Source organism: Streptomyces sp. NPDC058662 (assembly GCF_042716255.1).
Classification (GTDB): Bacteria; Actinomycetota; Actinomycetes; order Streptomycetales; family Streptomycetaceae; genus Streptomyces.
In genome coordinates, this window is sequence record NZ_JBHXRU010000021.1 from 44,224 (window position 1) to 63,428 (window position 19,205).

General features: G+C 74.9%; 11 protein-coding genes. 3 read left to right on the forward strand and 8 right to left on the reverse strand.

The window, feature by feature from the left end; translation table 11 throughout:
• Window positions 1-12: 12 nt before the first annotated feature.
• The gene (locus tag ACFWUQ_RS10830; RefSeq protein ID WP_384535794.1) at window positions 13-1,062 is read right to left on the reverse strand and encodes a MazG family protein; all 1,050 of its coding nucleotides are present in this window, start codon (window positions 1,060-1,062) and stop codon (window positions 13-15) included.
• 66 nt (window positions 1,063-1,128) lie between these two features.
• Window positions 1,129-1,755: a SurA N-terminal domain-containing protein gene (locus ACFWUQ_RS10835; RefSeq protein ID WP_384535797.1), complete on the reverse strand. Its 627-nt coding sequence runs from the start codon at window positions 1,753-1,755 to the stop codon at window positions 1,129-1,131.
• Between the two features lie 190 nt (window positions 1,756-1,945).
• On the opposite strand from ACFWUQ_RS10835, the gene ACFWUQ_RS10840 reads away from it, so the two are divergent.
• Window positions 1,946-4,327 (forward strand): YfhO family protein, encoded by a 2,382-nt coding sequence (locus tag ACFWUQ_RS10840; protein ID WP_384535799.1) that lies wholly within the window; start codon window positions 1,946-1,948, stop codon window positions 4,325-4,327.
• A 30-nt stretch (window positions 4,328-4,357) separates the two neighbouring features.
• Here the strand turns inward: ACFWUQ_RS10840 and ACFWUQ_RS10845 are convergent, their stop codons facing one another.
• The 6 genes from ACFWUQ_RS10845 to ACFWUQ_RS10870 form a co-directional block, all read right to left on the reverse strand.
• The gene (locus ACFWUQ_RS10845) at window positions 4,358-5,866 is read right to left on the reverse strand and encodes a protein kinase (protein WP_384535802.1); all 1,509 of its coding nucleotides are present in this window, start codon (window positions 5,864-5,866) and stop codon (window positions 4,358-4,360) included.
• Window positions 5,863-6,510, reverse strand: a complete 648-nt coding sequence (locus ACFWUQ_RS10850) for a hypothetical protein (RefSeq protein WP_384535804.1) — start codon at window positions 6,508-6,510, stop codon at window positions 5,863-5,865. The genes ACFWUQ_RS10845 and ACFWUQ_RS10850 overlap by 4 nt, the downstream gene beginning before the upstream one ends.
• A gap of 111 nt (window positions 6,511-6,621) precedes the next feature.
• Entirely contained in the window at window positions 6,622-8,769 is a 2,148-nt protein-coding gene (locus ACFWUQ_RS10855; RefSeq protein WP_384535807.1) for an N-6 DNA methylase, read from the reverse strand.
• A 91-nt stretch (window positions 8,770-8,860) separates the two neighbouring features.
• Complete coding sequence (mfd, locus tag ACFWUQ_RS10860; protein ID WP_384535810.1) at window positions 8,861-12,394, reverse strand: transcription-repair coupling factor; 3,534 nt, start codon at window positions 12,392-12,394, stop codon at window positions 8,861-8,863.
• Window positions 12,395-12,630: 236 nt separating this feature from the next.
• Window positions 12,631-15,219: an ABC transporter permease gene (locus ACFWUQ_RS10865; RefSeq protein ID WP_384535813.1), complete on the reverse strand. Its 2,589-nt coding sequence runs from the start codon at window positions 15,217-15,219 to the stop codon at window positions 12,631-12,633.
• Window positions 15,216-15,992, reverse strand: coding sequence for an ABC transporter ATP-binding protein (locus ACFWUQ_RS10870; RefSeq protein WP_384535852.1), 777 nt, complete (start codon window positions 15,990-15,992; stop codon window positions 15,216-15,218). The genes ACFWUQ_RS10865 and ACFWUQ_RS10870 overlap by 4 nt, the downstream gene beginning before the upstream one ends.
• A gap of 344 nt (window positions 15,993-16,336) precedes the next feature.
• Between ACFWUQ_RS10870 and ACFWUQ_RS10875 the strand changes: the two genes are divergently transcribed.
• Both ACFWUQ_RS10875 and ACFWUQ_RS10880 read left to right on the forward strand, forming a co-directional pair.
• Window positions 16,337-17,896, forward strand: a complete 1,560-nt coding sequence (locus ACFWUQ_RS10875; protein WP_384535816.1) for an MFS transporter — start codon at window positions 16,337-16,339, stop codon at window positions 17,894-17,896.
• Window positions 17,897-17,956: 60 nt separating this feature from the next.
• The gene (locus tag ACFWUQ_RS10880) at window positions 17,957-18,772 is read left to right on the forward strand and encodes a hypothetical protein (RefSeq protein ID WP_384535818.1); all 816 of its coding nucleotides are present in this window, start codon (window positions 17,957-17,959) and stop codon (window positions 18,770-18,772) included.
• Window positions 18,773-19,205 lie beyond the last annotated feature (433 nt).

Consider the following 19,205-nt stretch of genomic DNA (forward strand, 5'->3'; position numbering starts at 1 on the left):
GGCGGCGCGGAGCTACGCGCCGACGCCCTCGGCGGCCCGGATCGCGTCCCGGTAGGCGCGGGCCGCCGCCCGCAGCGCGGCCTCGGGGTCGATGCCCGCCTCCTCCGCGCGGGCCGCCACGGCCAGCAGCTCGTACCCGACGCCCTCGCCCCGGGGCAGGGCCACGTCCAGCCCGCCCGTACGGACCCGGCCGGCCAGTTTCGCGGCGAGCGCGAGTCCGGGCTGACCGAGCGGGACGCCGTCGGTGACCGACGCGCGCTGCTTCTCGACCGCCTTGGTGCGCTCCCAGTGCGCGTGCACGTCCTGCGGGGTCTCGGCCGTCGCGTCGCCGAACACGTGCGGGTGGCGGTGGATCAGCTTCTCGACCAGGGCCCCGGCCACGTCGTCGATGGAGAACGCCCCCAGACCTTCCTCGGCTTCCTCGGCCCCCTCGTCGCCGTCCGCGGCCCCGTCACCGCGGCCCCCGCCGTCGCCTCGGCCACCCTCCTGAGCGATCCGGGCGTGGAAGACCACCTGGAGGAGGACGTCGCCGAGTTCCTCGCGCAGCTCCTCCCGGTTCCCCGTCTCGATCGCCTCGACCAGCTCGTACGCCTCCTCGATCGCGTACTTGGCCAGCCCGCGGTGGGTCTGCTCCGCGGTCCAGGGGCACTCGCGCCGCACCCGGTCCATCACCTGGACCAGGTCGAGCAGGCGCGCCCCGGGCAGGTCGTAGGAGCCGGGGAGCAGCTCCAGGGCGGGCATCTCGACGCGGCCGGAGCCGGCCAGCCGCGCCAGCCCGTCGGTGAGCCGCTGGTCGCCCTCACCGCCCGGGAGCACCACGACGGTACGGCCGCCCGCGCAGGCGTCCACCAGCTCGTGCGCGTCCGGCGTCGCGTGCGCGACCTCGATGCCGGCCTCGCGCAGGTACGGCAGCTGCGGGTGGCCGGGGTCGGCGCACAGCACGCGGTCGGCGCCGTGCAGGGTCTGCCACGCGGGCCACGACAGCACCCCGGGGGCGACCCGGTGGCTGGTGGTCAGCAGGACGATGCGGCCGGTGGGCCCGGCGGGTACGTGGTCGGTCACCCTTCGAACCTACCGCGCCCCCCGGCCCCGGGGCCGGGGGCCCCCGGGCGCCCGTACCCGCCTCCGTCAGACCCCGGCGGGCGCCGCCTGCTCGGCCACGGTCCGCTGGGTGATCCAGGGCGTGTCCGCCGTGCCGAGCCCGATCTGCTTGGCGTCCCAGGCCCCGTAGCGGGGGTTCACCTCGATGTCGAGAGCGGCGGCGGCCTCGGCGAGCGGCCCCAGGATCTTGTCCTCGCCGAAGCGGTCACTGAGCTTGCCGAGCAGCAGCTGGAAGCGCAGCTCCTCGTCGATCTGCCCGGGCGCGAGGGGGACCCTGCTCTGCAGCGCCCGCTGCTCCAGGTCGCCCCCGCCCCCGCCCTCGCCCTGCTGTGCCTTGCGGGCCTCCTCGATCTCCCTGGTGCTGACGGAGATCCCGGCGGTGTCGGCCGCCTTCTCCAGCACCCGGAGCTGGATCATCTTGCCGAGCTTGACCCGCTCCAGTTGCGGGGTCGCCCGGATGAGCTGGGCCCCCTGCTCGGACCGGCCCTGGGCTGTACGGACGTCGTTCACCTGCGCCTGGAGCGCGGACGTGGTGATGCGTTCGCCGCCGACGACGGCCGCGGTACCGGGGCGGGTCTCGCCCGAGCAGGCGGCCAGCAGGGGGGCCGCCAGGAGCAGGGCGGCGGAGACGGAGAGCGCTGTGCGACGGTGCAAAGGAGCCTCCAGGGCCGGGAGATTGTGCGTTCTTGCACAAGGCCGTGCGGTGATCGATGTTATGCAGTCGGGGTGATCCGAGCCACCACTTCGGCCAACGATTCGCACGGTGTTGGGGTGCGCGCTGTTCGCGTCGCGGCCACCCCGCGGCCATCCCCCGGTCCGGCGGCGGTGCCAGGGTCGGCCCACCATGTCGACACCGCACCACGCGCCGCGCCGCCGCGGCCCCGCCGGCCCGGCGCTCGCCGCCCTGCTCACGGCGGTGGCCGTGTGCGCGGGGGACGCCGCCGCCCGCGTCTTCCCGTACGGGCCGCGCCACCGCAGCGTCAACGACCTCGGCAACCAGTTCGTGCCCTTCCACGCGCACCTGTGGGACCTCCTGCACGGCCGTGCCCACGGCGGACTGCTGTTCAACTGGCAGTCCGGGTACGGCACGAGTTTCCTGCCGGACCTCGGGACGTACCTGGCCAGCCCCTTCGCGCCGCTGGTGGCGCTCTTCCCGCGCGCGGACATCGATCTCGCGGTGTATGTCGTCACCGTCCTCAAGACGGCGGCCGCCGCCGCCGCGATGAGCCGTCTGCTCCGCGCCCAGGCCCCGGGGCCGTGGTGGGCGGCCGCGCTGCTCGGCGCCTCGTACGCGCTGTGCGGCTGGTCGGTGGTCGAGGCCTCCTACAACCCGATGTGGCTGGACGGTCTGATCGCCTTCCCGTTGCTGTGCCTGACCGGCGAGTGGGCGCTGCGCGGGCGCCGGCCCGTGGCGGCCGCCCTGGTCGTCGCGCTGTGCTGGACGGCCAACTTCTACACCGCGTACATGGCGACGCTGGGCGCCGCGCTGGTGCTGCTGGTACGGGTGCTGCTGACGCACGGGGGTGCTCGGGCCCGGGCGGCGGCGGTGGCGCGGGCGGGTGCGGCGACCGTGCTGGGGATCGCGCTGGCCGCCCCGGTACTGGCGCCGCTGTTCCTCAGCTCGGGGCAGGCGTACCCGGGATGGGTCCGGGAGTTCGCGCCGGTGTCCTGGGCGGACCTCTTCGCCCGGCTGCTGCCGGCGACGTACTCCTTCTCCTCCCCCGCCGTCTTCGTCGGCACCGGGACGCTCCTCCTGGTGGCCGCGCTCCCCTTCCACCGGGCCGTTCCCGTGCGCACCCGCTGGTACTGGGCCGGGCTGACCGCGTGCGTCGCGCTCTCCCTCCAGTGGGCGCCGACCCATCTGGCCTGGCACCTCTTCGCCACCCCGAACGGCAGCCCGTACCGGCAGACCTTCGTCCTGGCCGGGATCGCCGTCATCGCCGCCTGGGCCGGGCTCGCGGCGGGCCCCCCGGCACCCCGGGCGCTCGCGGCGGGGGCCGGCCTGCTGACGGCCGCGGCCCTGTGGGCGCGCGGCAGCGCCCTCGGAACGGACTGGGGGTACGCGCTCTACGGCGGCGGCCTGGTCCTGGCGGCCCTCGCCTGGTGGGCGGTGCGCCACCGGCCCGGCCCGGGCGGGCCGCGGCCCGCGGTGCGGCGGACGGCGGCGGCGCTGCTCGCCGCGGTACTGCTGGCCCAGGCGGCCGCCACGACGGCCCAGGGCCACCGGGGCAAACTCGGCGCTCTGGACGACTACCCGTCCTGGGGCCCCGCCCACACCGCGCGCGCCGGGTCGCTGGCGGACGCCGGGGGCTGGCCCGCGTACCGCACCGACCCGGGCCGGCCCGCGCTGTCGGGCAACGACCCGCTGCTCCTCGGCGGGGAGGGCGGCGCGTACTACAGCAGCCACACCCCCGAGGTGCTCACGCGCACGATGGCCGCGCTCGGGGCGGGCTGGACCTCGCGCGGGCGCAATGTCCAGAGCATCGACAACCCGGTGACGGACGCCGTCTTCGCGGTCGGCGCCCGGCTGCGCCCGGACGGCGCCGTCGCCCGGGCCGAGGTGCCGCCGCTGGTGACGGTCCGCCCGCCCGGGCCGCCCGGCCGGTACGGGGACTCCCCCTTCGCCAACCAGGAACTGCTGCTGGGGGCGCGGGTGTACGAGGACCCGGTCGCGCCCGGCGTCTGCCGTGCGGGTACGGAGGCCTACCTGTGGGCCCCGGAGTACGACGCGACGGCCCGCCTCGCGGACGGCCCCGCGTTCCGGCTCAGCGGCAACGCCCCCCGCAACCGGGCCGCCGTGCAGCCGCTGGGCGTCTCCCGGGGGGCCTCCTCGGCCCTCATCCTCGACGCGTCCCCGCCCGCTCGGTGGTCCCTGTCCTGCCTGGACCGCGACCGGCTGGCCGCCGCGGTGGCCGCCTTGCGGGCCACGGCGGCGACCTCGGTGCGGGTGGGCCCCTCGGACGTCCGGGCCACCCTGGCACCGGGCACCGCGGGCACGGCGGTCCTCGCCGTGCCCGCGATTCCCGGCTGGAGCTGCAACGGCCGCCCGGCCTCGGCGCACCTCGGCCTGGTCGCCGTCCCGCTGGACGGCCATACCACCACCCTCAGCTGCACGTTCCGGCCGCCGGGCCTGCTCCCGGGCGCGGCCGTCGCGGCGCTCGCCGCGGCGGCGCTGCTGGCGTGGGCGGTCCGCTCGCGTCGGGCGACCCGGCCGCGCAGGCCCTGAGGGGCGTCCCCGCGGGGCACGGCGCGCGGGTCAGCGGACCTGGCCGAGCCAGTGCAGGGTGCGGCGGATCTCGGCGGGGAAGGGGTGGGCCGGGCCGTGCAGCCGGTCCGCGTCGAACAGCAGCCGGGCCAGGGTGTCGTGGGCGGCCTGCCGGTCGCCGAGGGAGAGCAGCAGGTGCGCTATCCGGCGGCGGACCTCCAGCGGGAGCCCCGGGTCCGGGTTGGCGTAGTGGTTCTCGAAGAGGGGCAGCAGCGAGCGGTACTCCGCCAGGGCGGCGGCCGGTTCGCCGAGTTGCTCCAGGCACTGCGCCGCGTCGTAGCGAAAGCGCAGGGACTGCGGATCGCCGGCCGGGAACTCGTCGGCCAGCCGCCGCAGTTCCGGCAGGGCGCGGCGGTACTGGCCGTCGTCCATCAGCGTGGCCGCGTACTGCTTGCGCAGGGAGCGGACCACCGGCGAGTGCGCGCCGTGCTCGGCCTCGGCGGCGGGCAGGATGCCGCCGAGGATGTCCCCGGCCTGCGTGAGCCGGCCCTGGTCCAGGAGCTCGCGGGCCTCGTCCACGGCGCCCGGGATGTCCGGCCGCGCCGGCGTCGGCGGGGCGGACGGCTGCGGCGGGACGACCGCGGCCCGGTCCGGCCAGGGCGCCTGGGGGCGGACGAAGGGGCGGGTCGGGTCGAGCGGGCCGGCGGGCGCGCCGCCGCCCCGGCCGGGCAGCAGCGGGGCGAGCGACTCGTACACCTCCTGCGCGGAGCCGGGGCGGTCCTGGGGGTCCTTGGCGAGGAGGCGCAGCAGCAGCGCCTCCAGCGCGGGCGGGATCTCCGGGCGCACCTGGCGGACCGGCAGCGGGGGCTCGTACAGGTGGCGGTGCAGGACGCCGAGGGCGGTGGAACCGGCGAAGGGGACGTTGCCGGTGAGGAGTTCGTAGAGCAGCACGCCGAGGGCGTACAGGTCGGTGTACGGGCCGACCGCGCCGCCCATGGCCTGTTCGGGGGCCATGTACGCGGGGCTGCCGATCGGGGTGCCGGTGCTGGTGAGGCGGGTGGTGTCGGTGTCCATCACCGAGGCCACGCCGAGGTCCAGGACCAGCACGGTGCCGTCCGGGCGGACCATCACATTGCGCGGCTTGAGGTCCCGGTGCACGATCGGTACCGCGTGCACCGCCGACAGCACCCCGCACAGCTGCGCGACGACCGCGACCGCCCAGGGCCAGGGGTACGGGTCGTGCTCGGCGAGGTGGTCGGCCAGGTCGGAGCCCTCGACGTAGCCCATCACGAGGAACAGCTCGTCGCCGTCGTTGCCCGCGTCGTGCACGGTGACCAGGCCGGGGTGGTCGACCTGGGCCGTGACGCGGCACTCGCGCACGAAGCGGTGCCGCAGCTCCTCGGCGACGGTGCCGGGGCCGGCGACCTTGTCGGGGCGCAGCAGTTTGACCGCGACCCGGCGGTCCAGGCGCTGGTCGTACGCCGTCCAGACCTGGCCCATGCCGCCCTGTCCGAGGACGGTCGCGAGCTGGTAGCGGTCCCCGATGAGCCGGTCGGTCACCGGTTCGGGTCCTGGTCCCGGGGCGGCTGGTTGCGCAGGAGCTCACTGAGCTCGTCGAGTTCGGCGCGGACCTGCCCGATCCGGGGCGGCGGGGTGGGCCCCGCCGGCGGCTGCTGGGGCACGGGCGGCTGCTGCGGGCCGGTGTGGTGCTGCGGGCCGGTCTGGTGCTGCGGGCCCGTCTGGTGCTGCCGGCCCGTCTGGTGCTGCGGCGCCGGCGGGTAGCCGTAGCCCTGGGTCGGCTGCTGCTGCTGCCCGGCCCGGTACGGCGCGGGGGCGCCCGGGTACCAGTAACCGGCCGCGGCCCTGGCCTCGTAGTGGCGGATGTCCGCGATCAGGAAGTACACGCAGGTCGCGATGCCGGTGAGGATGAGGCCGCCGGCTCCGGTGTTGCCCTGCCAGCCGCTGGTGTCGGGCGTCTCGTCGAGGCCGATGAGTGTGATCCAGCCGGTGACGAGCGCGAAGCTGACTCCCAGCAGCACCCAGTCACGGGTTCTGCGGGTGACGGCCGCCAGCCGCAGGACCGTGCCCCACGCCAGGAAGCCGCAACTCAGGATCGGCAGCAGCGCGAACAGCACGCGCAGCGCCACCACGCCCCCGGGAGTGGGCGGGGTTCCCTGCTGCGGCGGAATGCCGGGGCCGTGCATCGCTGCTCCTGACGGGCCGTACGGAAGAAGGATTCGGGTCAGAGCGTATACAGCGATTCCGGCCGCCGGTGAGGGATGTACCCAACCGTTGCAGGGTCGCCGCACACCGGGTCACTCCGGTGCGACCGTGCCGTCCGAGAGGCCGTCGTAGAGGCCTTGGACGAGCTGCTCGCCGAGTCGTGCCGCGACCCGCAGCGCGTCCTCGAACTCGGCGAGCTCGCGGAACCGGACCCCGTAGCGCCGCTGCTGCGCCAACGGCAGCCGGGGCAGCCGGACCCGGCGGACGTCGAGGCGGCCGGCGGTGGAGGTGTGGCTGCCGGCCCGGCGGGCGGCGGCGGCGCGCAGGAAGCCGGCCAGGAACCACGGGTCGAGGGCGGCCGGGTCGGGGCGCAGCAGGCGCAGGCCGCGGCCCGGCACCGCGCCCGCTGCGGCCGGGCCGACGACGCGGGCCACGGCGGCGGAGCCGACGACGGGGACCAGGACGTCGCCGGGTGCGGTGAGCACGGGCTCGTCGGCGGTGGCCGCGAGGAGGCCGGAGGGGCCCCTCCCGGCGTACACGTCCTCCTCGGTGAGGACGGGGGCGTCGCCGCGGCCGCCGCCGGTGCCGGAGTACAGCACCAGGGCTCCGGCGCGCACGAGTTCGCCCACGGTGGTCATCGCGGGCAGGCCGGGCGCCGCGGCGGGGGAGGCGGGCGGCGGGGTGAGCCGGGCGGCCCGGGTGAGGCTCGCGTCGAGCCGTTCCCGTACGGCGCCCAGCGCGGCGGGCCCGCCGGGGGCGGCCGGCGGGGGCAGGTGGCGGGCGGGGGTGAGGTCCACGTCGTCGTCGAGCAGTTCGAGGAGGGGCACGACCCGCCTGACGCCCGGCAGTCCCTCCACCGCGCCGGTCCGGTCGTACGTGCTCCAGGCGGTCTCCACCACCTCCCGGACAGCGGGCCAGGCGGTCCGGGACCGGCCCTCGGCGGCAAACCCGCCGCCGCCCGGGACGGGTTCCGCCGACCCGGGGGCGGCGGCCGCCGTCGCGGCGCCCGCGTCGACGAGCAGCAGCCCCGGCGGCGGCGCCGCGTGCGGGGCGGGCCTGCGCAGCACCCACAGGTGCAGCGGGATCCCGTACGGCGGCGCGGCGCCGGCGGGGAGCGCGATCACGGCCCTCAGCGCCCCCCGGCGCAGCAGGTCGGCGCGGATACGGCGGCCGGAGCGGCGGGCGGCGACGGCGGGCGGCAGGAGCAGGACGGCGGTGCCGCCCTCGCGCAGGTGGGCCAGGGCGTGCTGGACCCAGGCGAGTTCGGATTCGGTGCGGGCCGGGAGGCCGTACTCCCAGCGCGCGTCGTAGGCCAGCTCCTCGTGCCCCCAGTCGCGCTGGTTGAACGGCGGGCGGCAGAGCACCGCGTCCACGCCGACCCCGGGGAAGGCGTCGGCGCGCAGGCTGTCGGCGGCGGCCGGGCGGACGTCGCAGGCGCCGTGCAGGGCCAGGCGCAGCGCCGCGAGTGCGGCGACGCGGGGTGAGGCGTCCTGCGCGTAGACGGTGGTCGCGCCCGCGACGGCCCGCAGCAGCGCACCGGTGCCGCAGGCCGGGTCGAGCACGGTACGCACGCCCGGCCCCGCGAGGGCGGCCAGCAACGCGGCGAGGCCGTCGGGGGTGGGCGTGTACTGGCGGGGGTTGGCGTCGAGGTGGCGGCCGAGGAGGAACTCGAAGGTTTTGCGGGCGCCGAGTTCGGCGGCGAGCGCGACGGCGGCCCGCAGCAGGGGCACCGACTCGGGGGGCGGCGCGGCGGCGCCCGGCGGGTGGTCCGGCCCGAGGCGCGCGGCGAGCACCCGGGCGAGGGCAGGGCGCAGCAGGACCGCCATGCGCGCGTCGGAGACGGCCGCCGGCTCCAGCCATTCGGTGGGCCGGTCCCGTACGAGGAGCAGCGCGCCGGCGACTTCGACGAGCGCGGCGACGGCGCCCTCGGGGTGCGCGGCGACCTGCTGCCAGACGCGCTCGCGCAGCGGGACCTCGGCGAGCTTGCCCTGGGCGCGGAGCCAGCGCTCGACCTCGGGCAGGGCGAAGGAGGGGCTGGTGGCGGTGCCGCCGACGGGCCGGGGGAAGTCGGCGTGGCGGCGGCGCCAGTTGCTCACGGCGGCGCGGCCGACCCCGGCCAGGCGGGCCACTTCGGCGGCGGTGACCTCGGCCGCGGCCGTCCGGTCGTCGGGCGCGCCGCCTTCCGGGGCCGCGGGAAGGGCGTCGGCGGGCGCGGCCGGGACGTCGGTCTCCTCGAACATGCGCGGAGCATACTGATTCACACTGTGAACCCACCACCCCGCGCACGCCCTGTAGACACGGTTCACACGCCCCGGTCGGCGGCGCGGCGGCTCAGGTACCGAGGATGGTGGTGAGGAACTCCCCCGTCCAGGCCAGCAGTTCCCGCCCGACCACCGGCTTGCCGCCGATCTTCCCGGCCTTCGGGCGCGGGACCAGCACCTGCGAGGTGGCGGGCTTGAGGATCGCGCCCGGGTAGAGCCGCTTGAGGCGCAGCTCCTGCGACTCGCGCAACTCCACCGGCCCGAAGCGCACGTTGGGCCCCTGGAGGGTGATGTCCCCGACGCCGCAGGCGCGGGCGAGCATCCGCAGACCGGCTACCAGCAGCAGGTTCTCCACCGGCTCGGGCAGCTTGCCGTAGCGGTCGGTGAGCTCCTCCCGGACGGCCTTGATGTCCGCCTCGGAGTTGGCGGCGGCGATCGAGCGGTACGCCTGCAGGCGCAGCCGCTCCCCGGGGGCGTAGTCGTGCGGGACGTGCGCGTCCACCGGCAGCTCGATCTTGACGTCCAGCGGCGGCTCCTCCTCCACCCCGCCCTCCACGGCCGCCCGGTAGTCGGCGACGGCCTCGCCGACCATGCGGATGTACAGGTCGAAGCCGACGCCCGCGATGTGGCCGGACTGCTCGCCGCCGAGCAGGTTGCCCGCGCCGCGGATCTCCAGGTCCTTCATGGCCACGTACATGCCGGCGCCCATCTCGGTGTGCTGGGCGATGGTCGCGAGCCGCTCGTGCGCGGTCTCGGTCAGCGGCTTCTCCGGCGGGTAGAGGAAGTACGCGTACCCGCGCTCGCGGCCGCGCCCGACCCGGCCGCGCAACTGGTGCAGCTGCGAGAGGCCGAAGTTGTCGCCGCGCTCCACGATGAGGGTGTTGGCGTTGGTGATGTCGATGCCCGACTCGACGATCGTGGTGGACACCAGCACGTCGAACTTCTTCTCCCAGAAGTCCACGACGACCTGCTCCAGGGCCTGTTCGGACATCTGGCCGTGCGCCGTCGCGATCCGCGCCTCGGGCACGATCTCCCGCAGCTTGGCGGCGGCCCGGTCGATGGACTCGACCCGGTTGTGGATGTAGAAGCACTGGCCCTCGCGCAGCAGCTCGCGGCGGACGGCCGCGCCGATCTGCTTCTCCTCGTACGGGCCGACGAAGGTGAGCACCGGGTGCCGCTCCTCCGGCGGCGTGGTGATCGTCGACATCTCGCGGATGCCGGTCACCGCCATCTCCAGGGTGCGCGGAATGGGGGTCGCGGACATGGTCAGCACGTCGACGTTGGCGCGGAGCTTCTTGAGCTGCTCCTTGTGCTCGACTCCGAAGCGCTGCTCCTCGTCGACGATGACCAGGCCGAGGTCCTTGAACTTCGTCTCCTGCGAGAACAGCCGGTGGGTACCGATGACCACGTCGACCGAGCCCTCGCGCAGGCCCTCCAGGGTGGCCTTCGACTCGCTGTCGCTCTGGAACCGCGACAGGGCCTTGACCTTCACCGGGAACTGGCTGTAGCGCTCGGAGAAGGTGCCGAAGTGCTGCTGCACCAGCAGCGTCGTGGGCACGAGTACGGCGACCTGCTTGCCGTCCTGCACCGCCTTGAACGCCGCGCGGACGGCGATCTCGGTCTTGCCGTAGCCGACGTCGCCGCAGATCAGCCGGTCCATCGGGACCGACTTCTCCATGTCCTCCTTGACCTCGGCGATGGTGGTGAGCTGGTCGGGCGTCTCCGCGTACGGGAAGGCGTCCTCCAGCTCGCGCTGCCAGGGCGTGTCCGGGCCGAAGACGTGGCCGGGGGCCGCCATGCGGGCGCTGTACAGCTTGATCAGGTCGGCGGCGATCTCCTTGACCGCCTTCTTCGCGCGCGCCTTGGTCTTGGTCCAGTCGGCGCCGCCGAGCCGGTGCAGGGTGGGGGCCTCGCCGCCGACGTACTTGGTGACCTGCTCCAGCTGGTCGGTGGGGATGTAGAGCCGGTCGCCGGGCTGGCCGCGCTTGGCGGGCGCGTACTCGACGAGGAGGTACTCGCGGGTGGCGCCCTGGACGGTGCGCTGGACCATCTCGACGTAGCGGCCGACGCCGTGCTGCTCGTGCACGATGTAGTCGCCGGCCTCCAGGGTCAGCGGGTCGATGGTCTTGCGGCGCCGGGTGGGCATCCGCCCCAGGTCCTTGGAGGCGGTGCGCTGGCCGGTCAGGTCCGTCTCGGTGAGCACGGCGATCTTGAGCGCGGGGTCGACGAAGCCGTTGTCGAGCGAGCCGCAGGCGACGTGGACCAGGCTCGGCTCCAGAACGCGCAGGTCCGACTCCAGCCGGGCCGCGATGCCCTCGCCGCCGAGCACCTCGACGGTACGGGCGGCCGGGCCGTGGCCCTCGGTGAGGTAAACGGTGTGCCAGCCGTCGGCGATCCAGCCCTTGGTGTCGGCGAGCGCGCGGGCGGTGTCGCCCCGGTACGCCTCCGGGGCGTGCATGCCGAGCTTGAGGATGTCGGACCCGGCCGCCTCGTCGGCGGAGAAGGGGGACACCGACCACCACATCATGCCGATCTCGCGGGCCCGGTCGCGGACCTCGGCGATACCGCGCAGCGACGCCGCGCCGACGTCGATGGGGGCCTCGCCGCCGCCCGCGGTGGCCGCCCAGGAGGCCATCAGGAACTCCTGGCTCGTGGCCACCAGGTCGGCGGCCCGGGTGCGGACCCGTTCCGGGTCGCAGACCACGGCCATCGCCCCGGCCGGCAGGACGTCGATCAGCAGTTCCATGTCGTCGACCAGGACGGGGGCCAGGGACTCCATCCCCTCGACGGCGATCCCCTCGGCGATCTTGTTCAGCAGCTCGCCGAGTTCCGGGTGGGCCTCGGCGAGGGCCGCCGCGCGCTCGCGCACCTCGTCGGTGAGCAGCAGCTCCCGGCAGGGCGGGGCCCACAGGCCGTGCTCGGCGATCTCCAGGGACCGCTGGTCGGCGACCTTGAAGTAGCGGATCTCCTCGACCTCGTCGCCCCAGAACTCGACGCGCAGCGGGTGCTCCTCGGTGGGCGGGAACACGTCGAGGATGCCGCCGCGCACGGCGAACTCGCCGCGCTTCTCCACGAGCTCCACCCGCGCGTACGCGGCGGCCGCCAGAGCCTTCGTGACCTCCCCGAGGTCAACGCTCTCGCCCTGCCGCAGGGCGACGGGCACCAGCTCTCCCAGCCCCTTGACCTGCGGCTGGAGCACGGATCGGATCGGCGCGACGACGACGGAGACGGGGCCGGCGGCCGGGTCGTCGACGCTCGGGTGCACGAGCCGGCGCAGTACGGCGATCCGGCGGCCGACGGTGTCGCTGCGCGGACTGAGCCGTTCGTGCGGGAGCGTCTCCCAGGACGGGTAGTCCACCACCTCGTCGGGCGAGGGCATCAGCGACCGCAGCGCGGCGGCCAGGTCCTCGGCCTCCCGGCCGGTGGCGGTGACCGCGAGGACGGTCCGCCCGGTCCGCCGGGCCAGCGCGGCGATCGCGAAGGGGCGCGCGGCGGCGGGGCCGACCAGGTCCACGTGCATGCGGTTGCCGTCACCGGCCGCGGTGACCGCCTCGGTGAGGGCGGGGTCCCGGGTGACGGCGTCGAGCAGTCCGTGCAGGCTCATGAGGCAGGCTTTCCGTCCGGTGGAGGGCGTGGAGGGACAACGCGAAGGGCCCGACACGTCGCACGGGCCGGGGTCTCCCACCCTACGACGCGCCCGGGGCACCCGCGCGAGGGATTCCGGTCGCCCGTGGGGGTGACGGCACCGGGCACCGGCCCCGCGACGGCCCGCGACGAACGACGCCGGTCCGGGACCGCAAGGCCCCGGACCGGCGTACCCCCGTAAGGTCCCGCGCGCCGCTAGTCGCTCGCGATCGCGTTCAGGACGTTCATCCGCCCCGCCCGGAAGGCTGGGATCAGCGCCGCGAACAGGCCGACCAGGGCCGAGCCGGCGAACACCCCGAGGATCGTCGGCCACGGGATCTCCAGCACGTTCAGCCCCTCCAGTGCCAGGAGCCGCTGCGCGGTGGCCCCCCAGCCCATGCCCAGCCCGAGGCCGAGCAGGGCGCCGAAGAGGGCGATGACCACCGACTCCAGGCGGATCATGCGGCGCAGCTGCCGGCGGGAGAGGCCGATGGCGCGCATCAGGCCGATCTCGCGGGTGCGCTCCACCACCGACAGGGCGAGGGTGTTCACGACGCCCAGGACCGCGACGACGATGGCGAGGGCGAGCAGCGCGTAGACCACGTTGAGGAACTGGCTGACCTGGTCCTTCAAGGACTGCTTGTAGTCGGCCTGGTTGCGCACCTTGTACTGCGGCTGGTCCGCCAGCGCCGCCTTGACCGCCGTGTACGCGGCCGCGTCCGACTGTCCGTCCTGGGCGCTCGCCAGCAGCATGAACGGCAGCGGCAGCTTGTCGGCCGGCACGTTCGCCCGGGCGGTGTCGGTGCTGATGTACATCATGCCCTTGTCGAGGTTGCCCTCGTCGCTGGTGATCGCCGCGACCTTCAGCTCGACGGCGGCACCGCCGGTGAAGGCGACCGTCAGCTTGTCGCCGAGCCCGATGCCGTGCGCGGTGGCGTACTGCGAGCCCACGGAGATGGAGTCCTTGCCGTAGGCCGCCGCGTGCTCCCCGGCCGTCATCTTGCGCCGGATGTCCTTGGCGTACGTCGCGTCGGTGGCGCCGAGGCCGACCTTCTCCGCGGCGCCGTCGGGGGCCGTGATCTGGGCCTCCACCTCGCGGTAGGCGGTGACGTGGTCGAGGCCGGCCGTGGCGCGCAGGGCCTGCTCGGCCTGCGGCATCACGGGCTGGCCGGTCTCGGAGTTGACGATGAAGTCCGCGCCGACCGACTTGTCGAGCTCGTCGGTGGCGGAGGCCACCATGGAGGAGCCGACCACCGACAGGCAGGCGACCAGGGCCAGCCCGATCATCAGGGCGGCGGCGGTGGCGCCGGTACGGCGCGGGTTGCGCAGCGCGTTGCGCTCGGCGAGCCGGCCCACGGACCCGAAGGGCCGCAGCACCACGCCGGAGAGCACCCGCACCACGCCCGCCGCGAGCAGCGGGCCGATCACGATGAGGCCGATCAGGGTGAGGACGACGCCCAGGCCCAGCCACATCGACCCGGGAGCCGCCTTCTCGGCGGCGGCGGCGAGGAGCAGGCCGCCGGCGCCGATGCCGGTGAGGACCAGGCCGAGGGCGGCGCGGATGACGCCGGCCTTCCGGTCGCCGGGGGCCCCGGACTCACGCAGGGCGGCCATCGGGGACACCTTGCCGGCCCGGCGGGCCGGGACGAAGGCGGCGACGACGGTGACCAGGATGCCGAGGACCATGCCGACGACCGGCGTGGTCCAGGCGACGGTCAGGTCGTCCGTGGACAGGTGCATGCCCATCTGGCCCATGAGCTCCATGAGCCCGACGGCCAGGCCGACGCCCGCGCCGACACCGAGCACCGAGCCGACGACCCCGAGGAGGAAGGCTTCGAGGACGACCGACTTCAGGACCTGGCCGCTGTCGGCGCCGATGGCGCGCATCAGGCCGATCTCACGGGTGCGCTGGGCGACCAGCATCGAGAACGTGTTGAAGATCAGGAAGATGCCGACGAGGAAGGCGATCCCGGCGAAGCCGAGCATCGCGTACTTCATGACGTCGAGGAAGGAGCCGACGTCCTGGCGGTTGGCGTCCGTCGACTCCTGGGCGGTCTGGAGCTTGTACGCGTCCCCTCCGGCGGCGGCGAGGGCGCTCGCCAGGTTCTGCTTGAGCTGCTCGTCGCTCACCCCGTCCCGGGCGGTGACGTTGACGTGCGTGAAGGCTCCGGGCGCGCCGATCAGTGCGCGCTGCGCGGTGGCGGTGTCGTAGTAGACGAGGGCCGCGCCCGGGTTGGTCACGCTGAAGGTGGCGATACCGCTGATGCGGGAGCGGATGTCGCCGGAGACGGTGATGGTGCGCAGCTCGTCACCGAGCTCCAGGCCGTGCCGGGCGGCGGTGTCCGCGTCGACCATCACCTCGGTGGGGCCGCGCGGGGCGTGACCGGCGGTGATCTTCATGGACTTGAGCTCGTGGTCGTTCCAGTTGCCCGCGATGGTCGGGGCGCCGGTGGTCGAGCCCATGTTCTCGTTGTCGGCGTTGACCACCGTGACGGACATCGACATCACGGCGCCCTCGGCGGACTTGACGCCCTCGACCCCGCGGAGCCGCTCGACGACCGCGCCGTCCACCGCTCCGGGCTTGCCGTTGGGCGGAGCCACCTCCCCGTCCCGCGCGCCCTTCGGGCTGAGCGTGACGTCGGAGCTGGTGACGGCGAACAGCTTGTCGAAGGTGGCGTTCATGGTGTCCGTGAGCACCAGGGTTCCGCAGACGAAGGCCACGGAGAGCAGGACCGCGACGGCCGAGAGCGCCATCCGCCCCTTGTGCGCGACGAAGTTGCGCCGCGAGGTCTTCATGACGGTCATGACGTCCGCCCGCGCGCGTCGAAGTCCTTCATCCGGTCGAGGACCTGCTCGGCCGTGGGCGCGTACATCTCGTCGACGATCCGGCCGTCGGCGAGGAAGATGACGCGGTCGGCGTACGAGGCGGCGACCGGGTCGTGCGTGACCATGACGATGGTCTGGCCGAGCTCGTCCACCGAGCGGCGCAGGAAGCCGAGGACCTCGGCGCCGGCCCGGGAGTCCAGGTTCCCGGTCGGCTCGTCGCCGAAGATGATCTGCGGGCGGGAGGCGAGGGCGCGGGCCACGGCCACACGCTGCTGCTGGCCGCCGGACAGCTCGGTCGGGCGGTGCTTGAGGCGGCCGGCGAGGCCGACGGTCTCCACCACGCGGTTCAGCCACTGGGCGTCGGGCTTGCGCCCCGCGATGTCCATGGGCAGCGTGATGTTCTCCAGCGCGTTCAGCGTGGGCAGCAGGTTGAACGCCTGGAAGATGAAGCCGATCCGGTCCCGCCGCAGCTGGGTGAGCTTCTTGTCCTTCAGCCCGGTGATCTCGGTGTCGTCCAGGTGGATCTGCCCGCTGGTCACCGTGTCGAGGCCGGCGAGGCAGTGCATCAGCGTGGACTTGCCGGAGCCCGACGGGCCCATGATCGCGGTGAACTGGCCGCTCCGGATGTCCACGTCCACGTCGTTGAGGGCGACGACGCGCGTCTCCCCGGAGCCGTAGGCCTTGACGACCTTCCGCGCCCGGGCCGCGACGGCTCCATGCCCTCCAGTGCCCCCGTGCCTGGTCTCGGTCATAGCCGTTGTCACGGTCTTCTCCTCGTTCGTCGCGAGCGCACCCCGCGCCCGCCGCTGTCACCTGCGTGAAGTCTGTGCCGGGGGCGCCTCGGGCACCCTGGTGCCCATCGCCCTCTTCGCCCGGGGGTTAACCCCACCCCCGGCTCCGTGCCCGGTGTCCACCAGTCAACGGCGCGCGGCGCACGTCCTCCTCCTCCGCCGGGACGAACGGACCCTGGCCCGCGGGAGGCGGGCACCCCTAGGGGTCGCGCACCCCTCAGCGGACCGGCCCTCGGGGATACCGGCCCGCGCACCCGCGGTGAGAAGGTGTTCCCCGCGCATAGGTGCAGGGGGAAGGGATCTCGGTGGGCAGAGGACGGAGCACGGGCGGACGACCCGTCACCGCGCCGGAGGGCTCCGGCGGGACCGGCGGCCGGCCCGGCGGACCGCCCCCGGCGCCGGTGGTCGCGTCCCTGATGCTGGGCATGGCCCTCGTCGCCCTCGACAGCACCGTCGTCGCCACCGCCGTCCCGCAGATCGTGGGCGACCTCGGCGGCTTCTCCGCCTTCTCCTGGCTGTTCTCCGGCTACCTGCTCGCCGTCACCGTCACCCTGCCCGTCTACGGCAAGCTGGCCGACACCTTCGGCCGCAAGCCCGTCCTGCTCTTCGGCATCGCCCTCTTCCTCGTCGGCTCGCTGCTGTGCGCGCTGGCCTGGAACATGGCCGCCCTCATCGCCTTCCGGATCGTCCAGGGGCTGGGCGGCGGCGCCCTCCAGGGCACCGTCCAGACCCTCGCCGCCGACCTCTACCCGCTGAGGGACCGGCCCAGGATCCAGGCCCGGATGTCCACCGTCTGGGCCGCCTCCGCCGTGGCCGGCCCGGCGCTCGGCGGGCTGCTCGCCGCGTACGCGCACTGGCGCTGGATCTTCCTCATCAACCTGCCGCTGGCCGCCCTCGCCCTGCTGATGATCGCCCGCCACCTGCGCGAGCCCCGGCGGACCCCCAGCCGACGGGGCCCCGTCGACTGGGCGGGGGCGCTGTCCGTCCTCGCCTGCGGCGGGCTGCTGCTCTTCGCCCTGGTCCAGGGCGGGGTCGCCTGGCCCTGGCTGTCGGCTCCCTCCCTGGGACTGCTCGGCGCGAGCGCGGTCCTGGCCGCCGTGGTCGTCCGCGTGGAGCGCCGGGCCGCGGAACCGATCCTGCCCGGCTGGGTGTGGCGCCGGCGCACCATCGCCGCCGTCAACCTGGCCATGGCGGCCCTGGGCCTGCTGATGGTCGCCCCGATGGTGTTCCTGCCGACGTACGCGCAGTCCGTACTGGGCCTCGACCCCGTCGGCGCCGGATTCGTCATGTCCGTGATGACCCTGAGCTGGCCCCTCTCCGCCGCCCTCAGCCAGCACGTCTACCGCCGCATCGGCTTCCGCGACACCGCGGCCGTCGGCATCGCGCTGGCGTCCGCGATCCTCTACTCCTTCACCCTGCTCCCGTACCCCGCCCGCCCCTGGCAGCCCGCCCTGGTCATGCTCCTGCTCGGCGCCGCCCTCGGCCTGTTCCAACTGCCGCTGATCGTGGGGGTCCAGTCCACCGTGGGCTGGGCGGAGCGCGGGACGACCACCGCCTCGGTGCTGTTCTGCCGCCAGGTGGGCCAGAGCCTGGGCGCGGCCCTGCTGGGAGCCGTCGCCAACGCCACCATCGCCGCCCGGCTCGTGGACGCCCCCGTGCCCGGACTGCCGGACAGCCTGGACGGCGTGGCCCGGGCGCTGGACCGCCCGGCCCTGCTGCCGCCGGCCGCCGCCGACCACCTGCGCCAGGCGGTGGCCGCGGCCACGGAGAACATCTTCCTCTGCGCGACAGCGGCGGCCGTGGCCTCCCTGCTGGTCCTGCTGCTGATGGCGCCCCGCCGGTTCCCGGTCCTGCCCGAGGACTGACTTGTCATGCCCCGGGCCGGTGGGTGATCCTCTGGCGCAGGACCGTATCCGGGGGGACACATGGCTTCCGCACTCTGCGCACTGGCGTTACTGGCCGCGCTGGCCGTACCGCTCTGCCTGCGCCTCTACCGCCGTCCGGGCTTCATCACCGGCCGCGACGGCCGACTGTCCACCTCGACGACCCTGGCCCTGGCCTGGACGGTGATCCTCGTCTGGCTGTTGCTGACCGTCCTCGGCTACGGGCTCACCGCGGGCGGCGGCGCCGACTGGTTCGGCGGCGAGCACGGCCCGCTGTCCCCGCTCACGACGGTGTACCTCCCGCTGCTCGGCGGCCCGTACGTGGCCCTGATCGCCGCGAAGACCGTCGTGGGCATGCGCCTGGTCAACGGCAGCCTCGCCAAACCGGCTCCGCGGCCGACGCTATCGGGCCGGCGGCCGCTGCGGGAGCTGATCGCGAACGACAGCGGGCGGACGGACCTGGTCGACCTCCAGTACATCGTGTTCAGCGCGGTCACCATGCTCTACGTCGTCCTCTTCTTCCTGTCCGAGGTGGGCGACGGCCTCCCCCGGCTGCCCACGGAGATCTGGGCCCTGACGGGGGCGCCGGCGGGCGCGTACCTGGTGAACAAGGTGGCCATCCGCCCGAATCCCGTGATCACCGACGTCTCGCTGGCCGGGGACCGGCTCACCGTCACCGGCGGCGGCTTCGCCCCGCCGGTGCTGCTCACGGTCGGCGACACCCCGCTGCCGTCGGCCCCGGACCCCCTGACGGGCGCGCTCACCGCCACCCTGCCGACCGGCACCACGCCCCCCTTCACGGTGTCCGTCACCTCCCACGGCCTCCGCAGCGACCCCCACCCGTACCCCACCCCCTGACCCCCGCCGAACCAGTGGCCCCGGCCCCCCGCGCCTCAAACGCCGGCGAGGCTGAATTGGCCGACCCGAGCCGCGCAGTGAACCCGGGACACCGCGCCGCCAACACCGGCGGGGCTGGATGGGGCGGCCCGAGCCGAGCAGTGGGTCCGAAGGACCGGAACCGGTGAGGGCGAAGTAGGGAACCGGTGGGCGGGCCGCTGAGGGTTTCACTCGGCCGGGGTGGGGTGTTGTCCGGGACGTAGAACGTGATGTGTTGGCGCCCACGGCCTCGCACAGAACAACCCGGCACAGGCGCCATAAATCATGAGTCCCGGACAACACCCCCCCCCCCCCCCCCCCCCCCCCCCCCCCCCCCCCCCCCCCCCCCCCCCCCCCCGGCCCCGCCCCCCCCCCCCCCCCCCCCCCCCCCCCCCCCCCCCCCCCCGCCCCGGAC

Excerpts from the sequence above, each read along its gene's own strand:
- ACFWUQ_RS10850 (WP_384535804.1), bottom strand. The coding sequence starts at position 6,510 with ATGCACGGCCCCGGCATTCCGCCGCAGCAGGGAACCCCGCCCACTCCC.
- mfd (WP_384535810.1), bottom strand. The coding sequence starts at position 12,394 with ATGAGCCTGCACGGACTGCTCGACGCCGTCACCCGGGACCCCGCCCTC.
- ACFWUQ_RS10870 (WP_384535852.1), bottom strand. The coding sequence starts at position 15,992 with ATGACCGAGACCAGGCACGGGGGCACTGGAGGGCATGGAGCCGTCGCG.
- ACFWUQ_RS10880 (WP_384535818.1), top strand. The coding sequence starts at position 17,957 with ATGGCTTCCGCACTCTGCGCACTGGCGTTACTGGCCGCGCTGGCCGTA.
- ACFWUQ_RS10865 (WP_384535813.1), bottom strand. The coding sequence starts at position 15,219 with ATGACCGTCATGAAGACCTCGCGGCGCAACTTCGTCGCGCACAAGGGG.
- ACFWUQ_RS10855 (WP_384535807.1), bottom strand. The coding sequence starts at position 8,769 with ATGTTCGAGGAGACCGACGTCCCGGCCGCGCCCGCCGACGCCCTTCCC.
- ACFWUQ_RS10840 (WP_384535799.1), top strand. The coding sequence starts at position 1,946 with ATGTCGACACCGCACCACGCGCCGCGCCGCCGCGGCCCCGCCGGCCCG.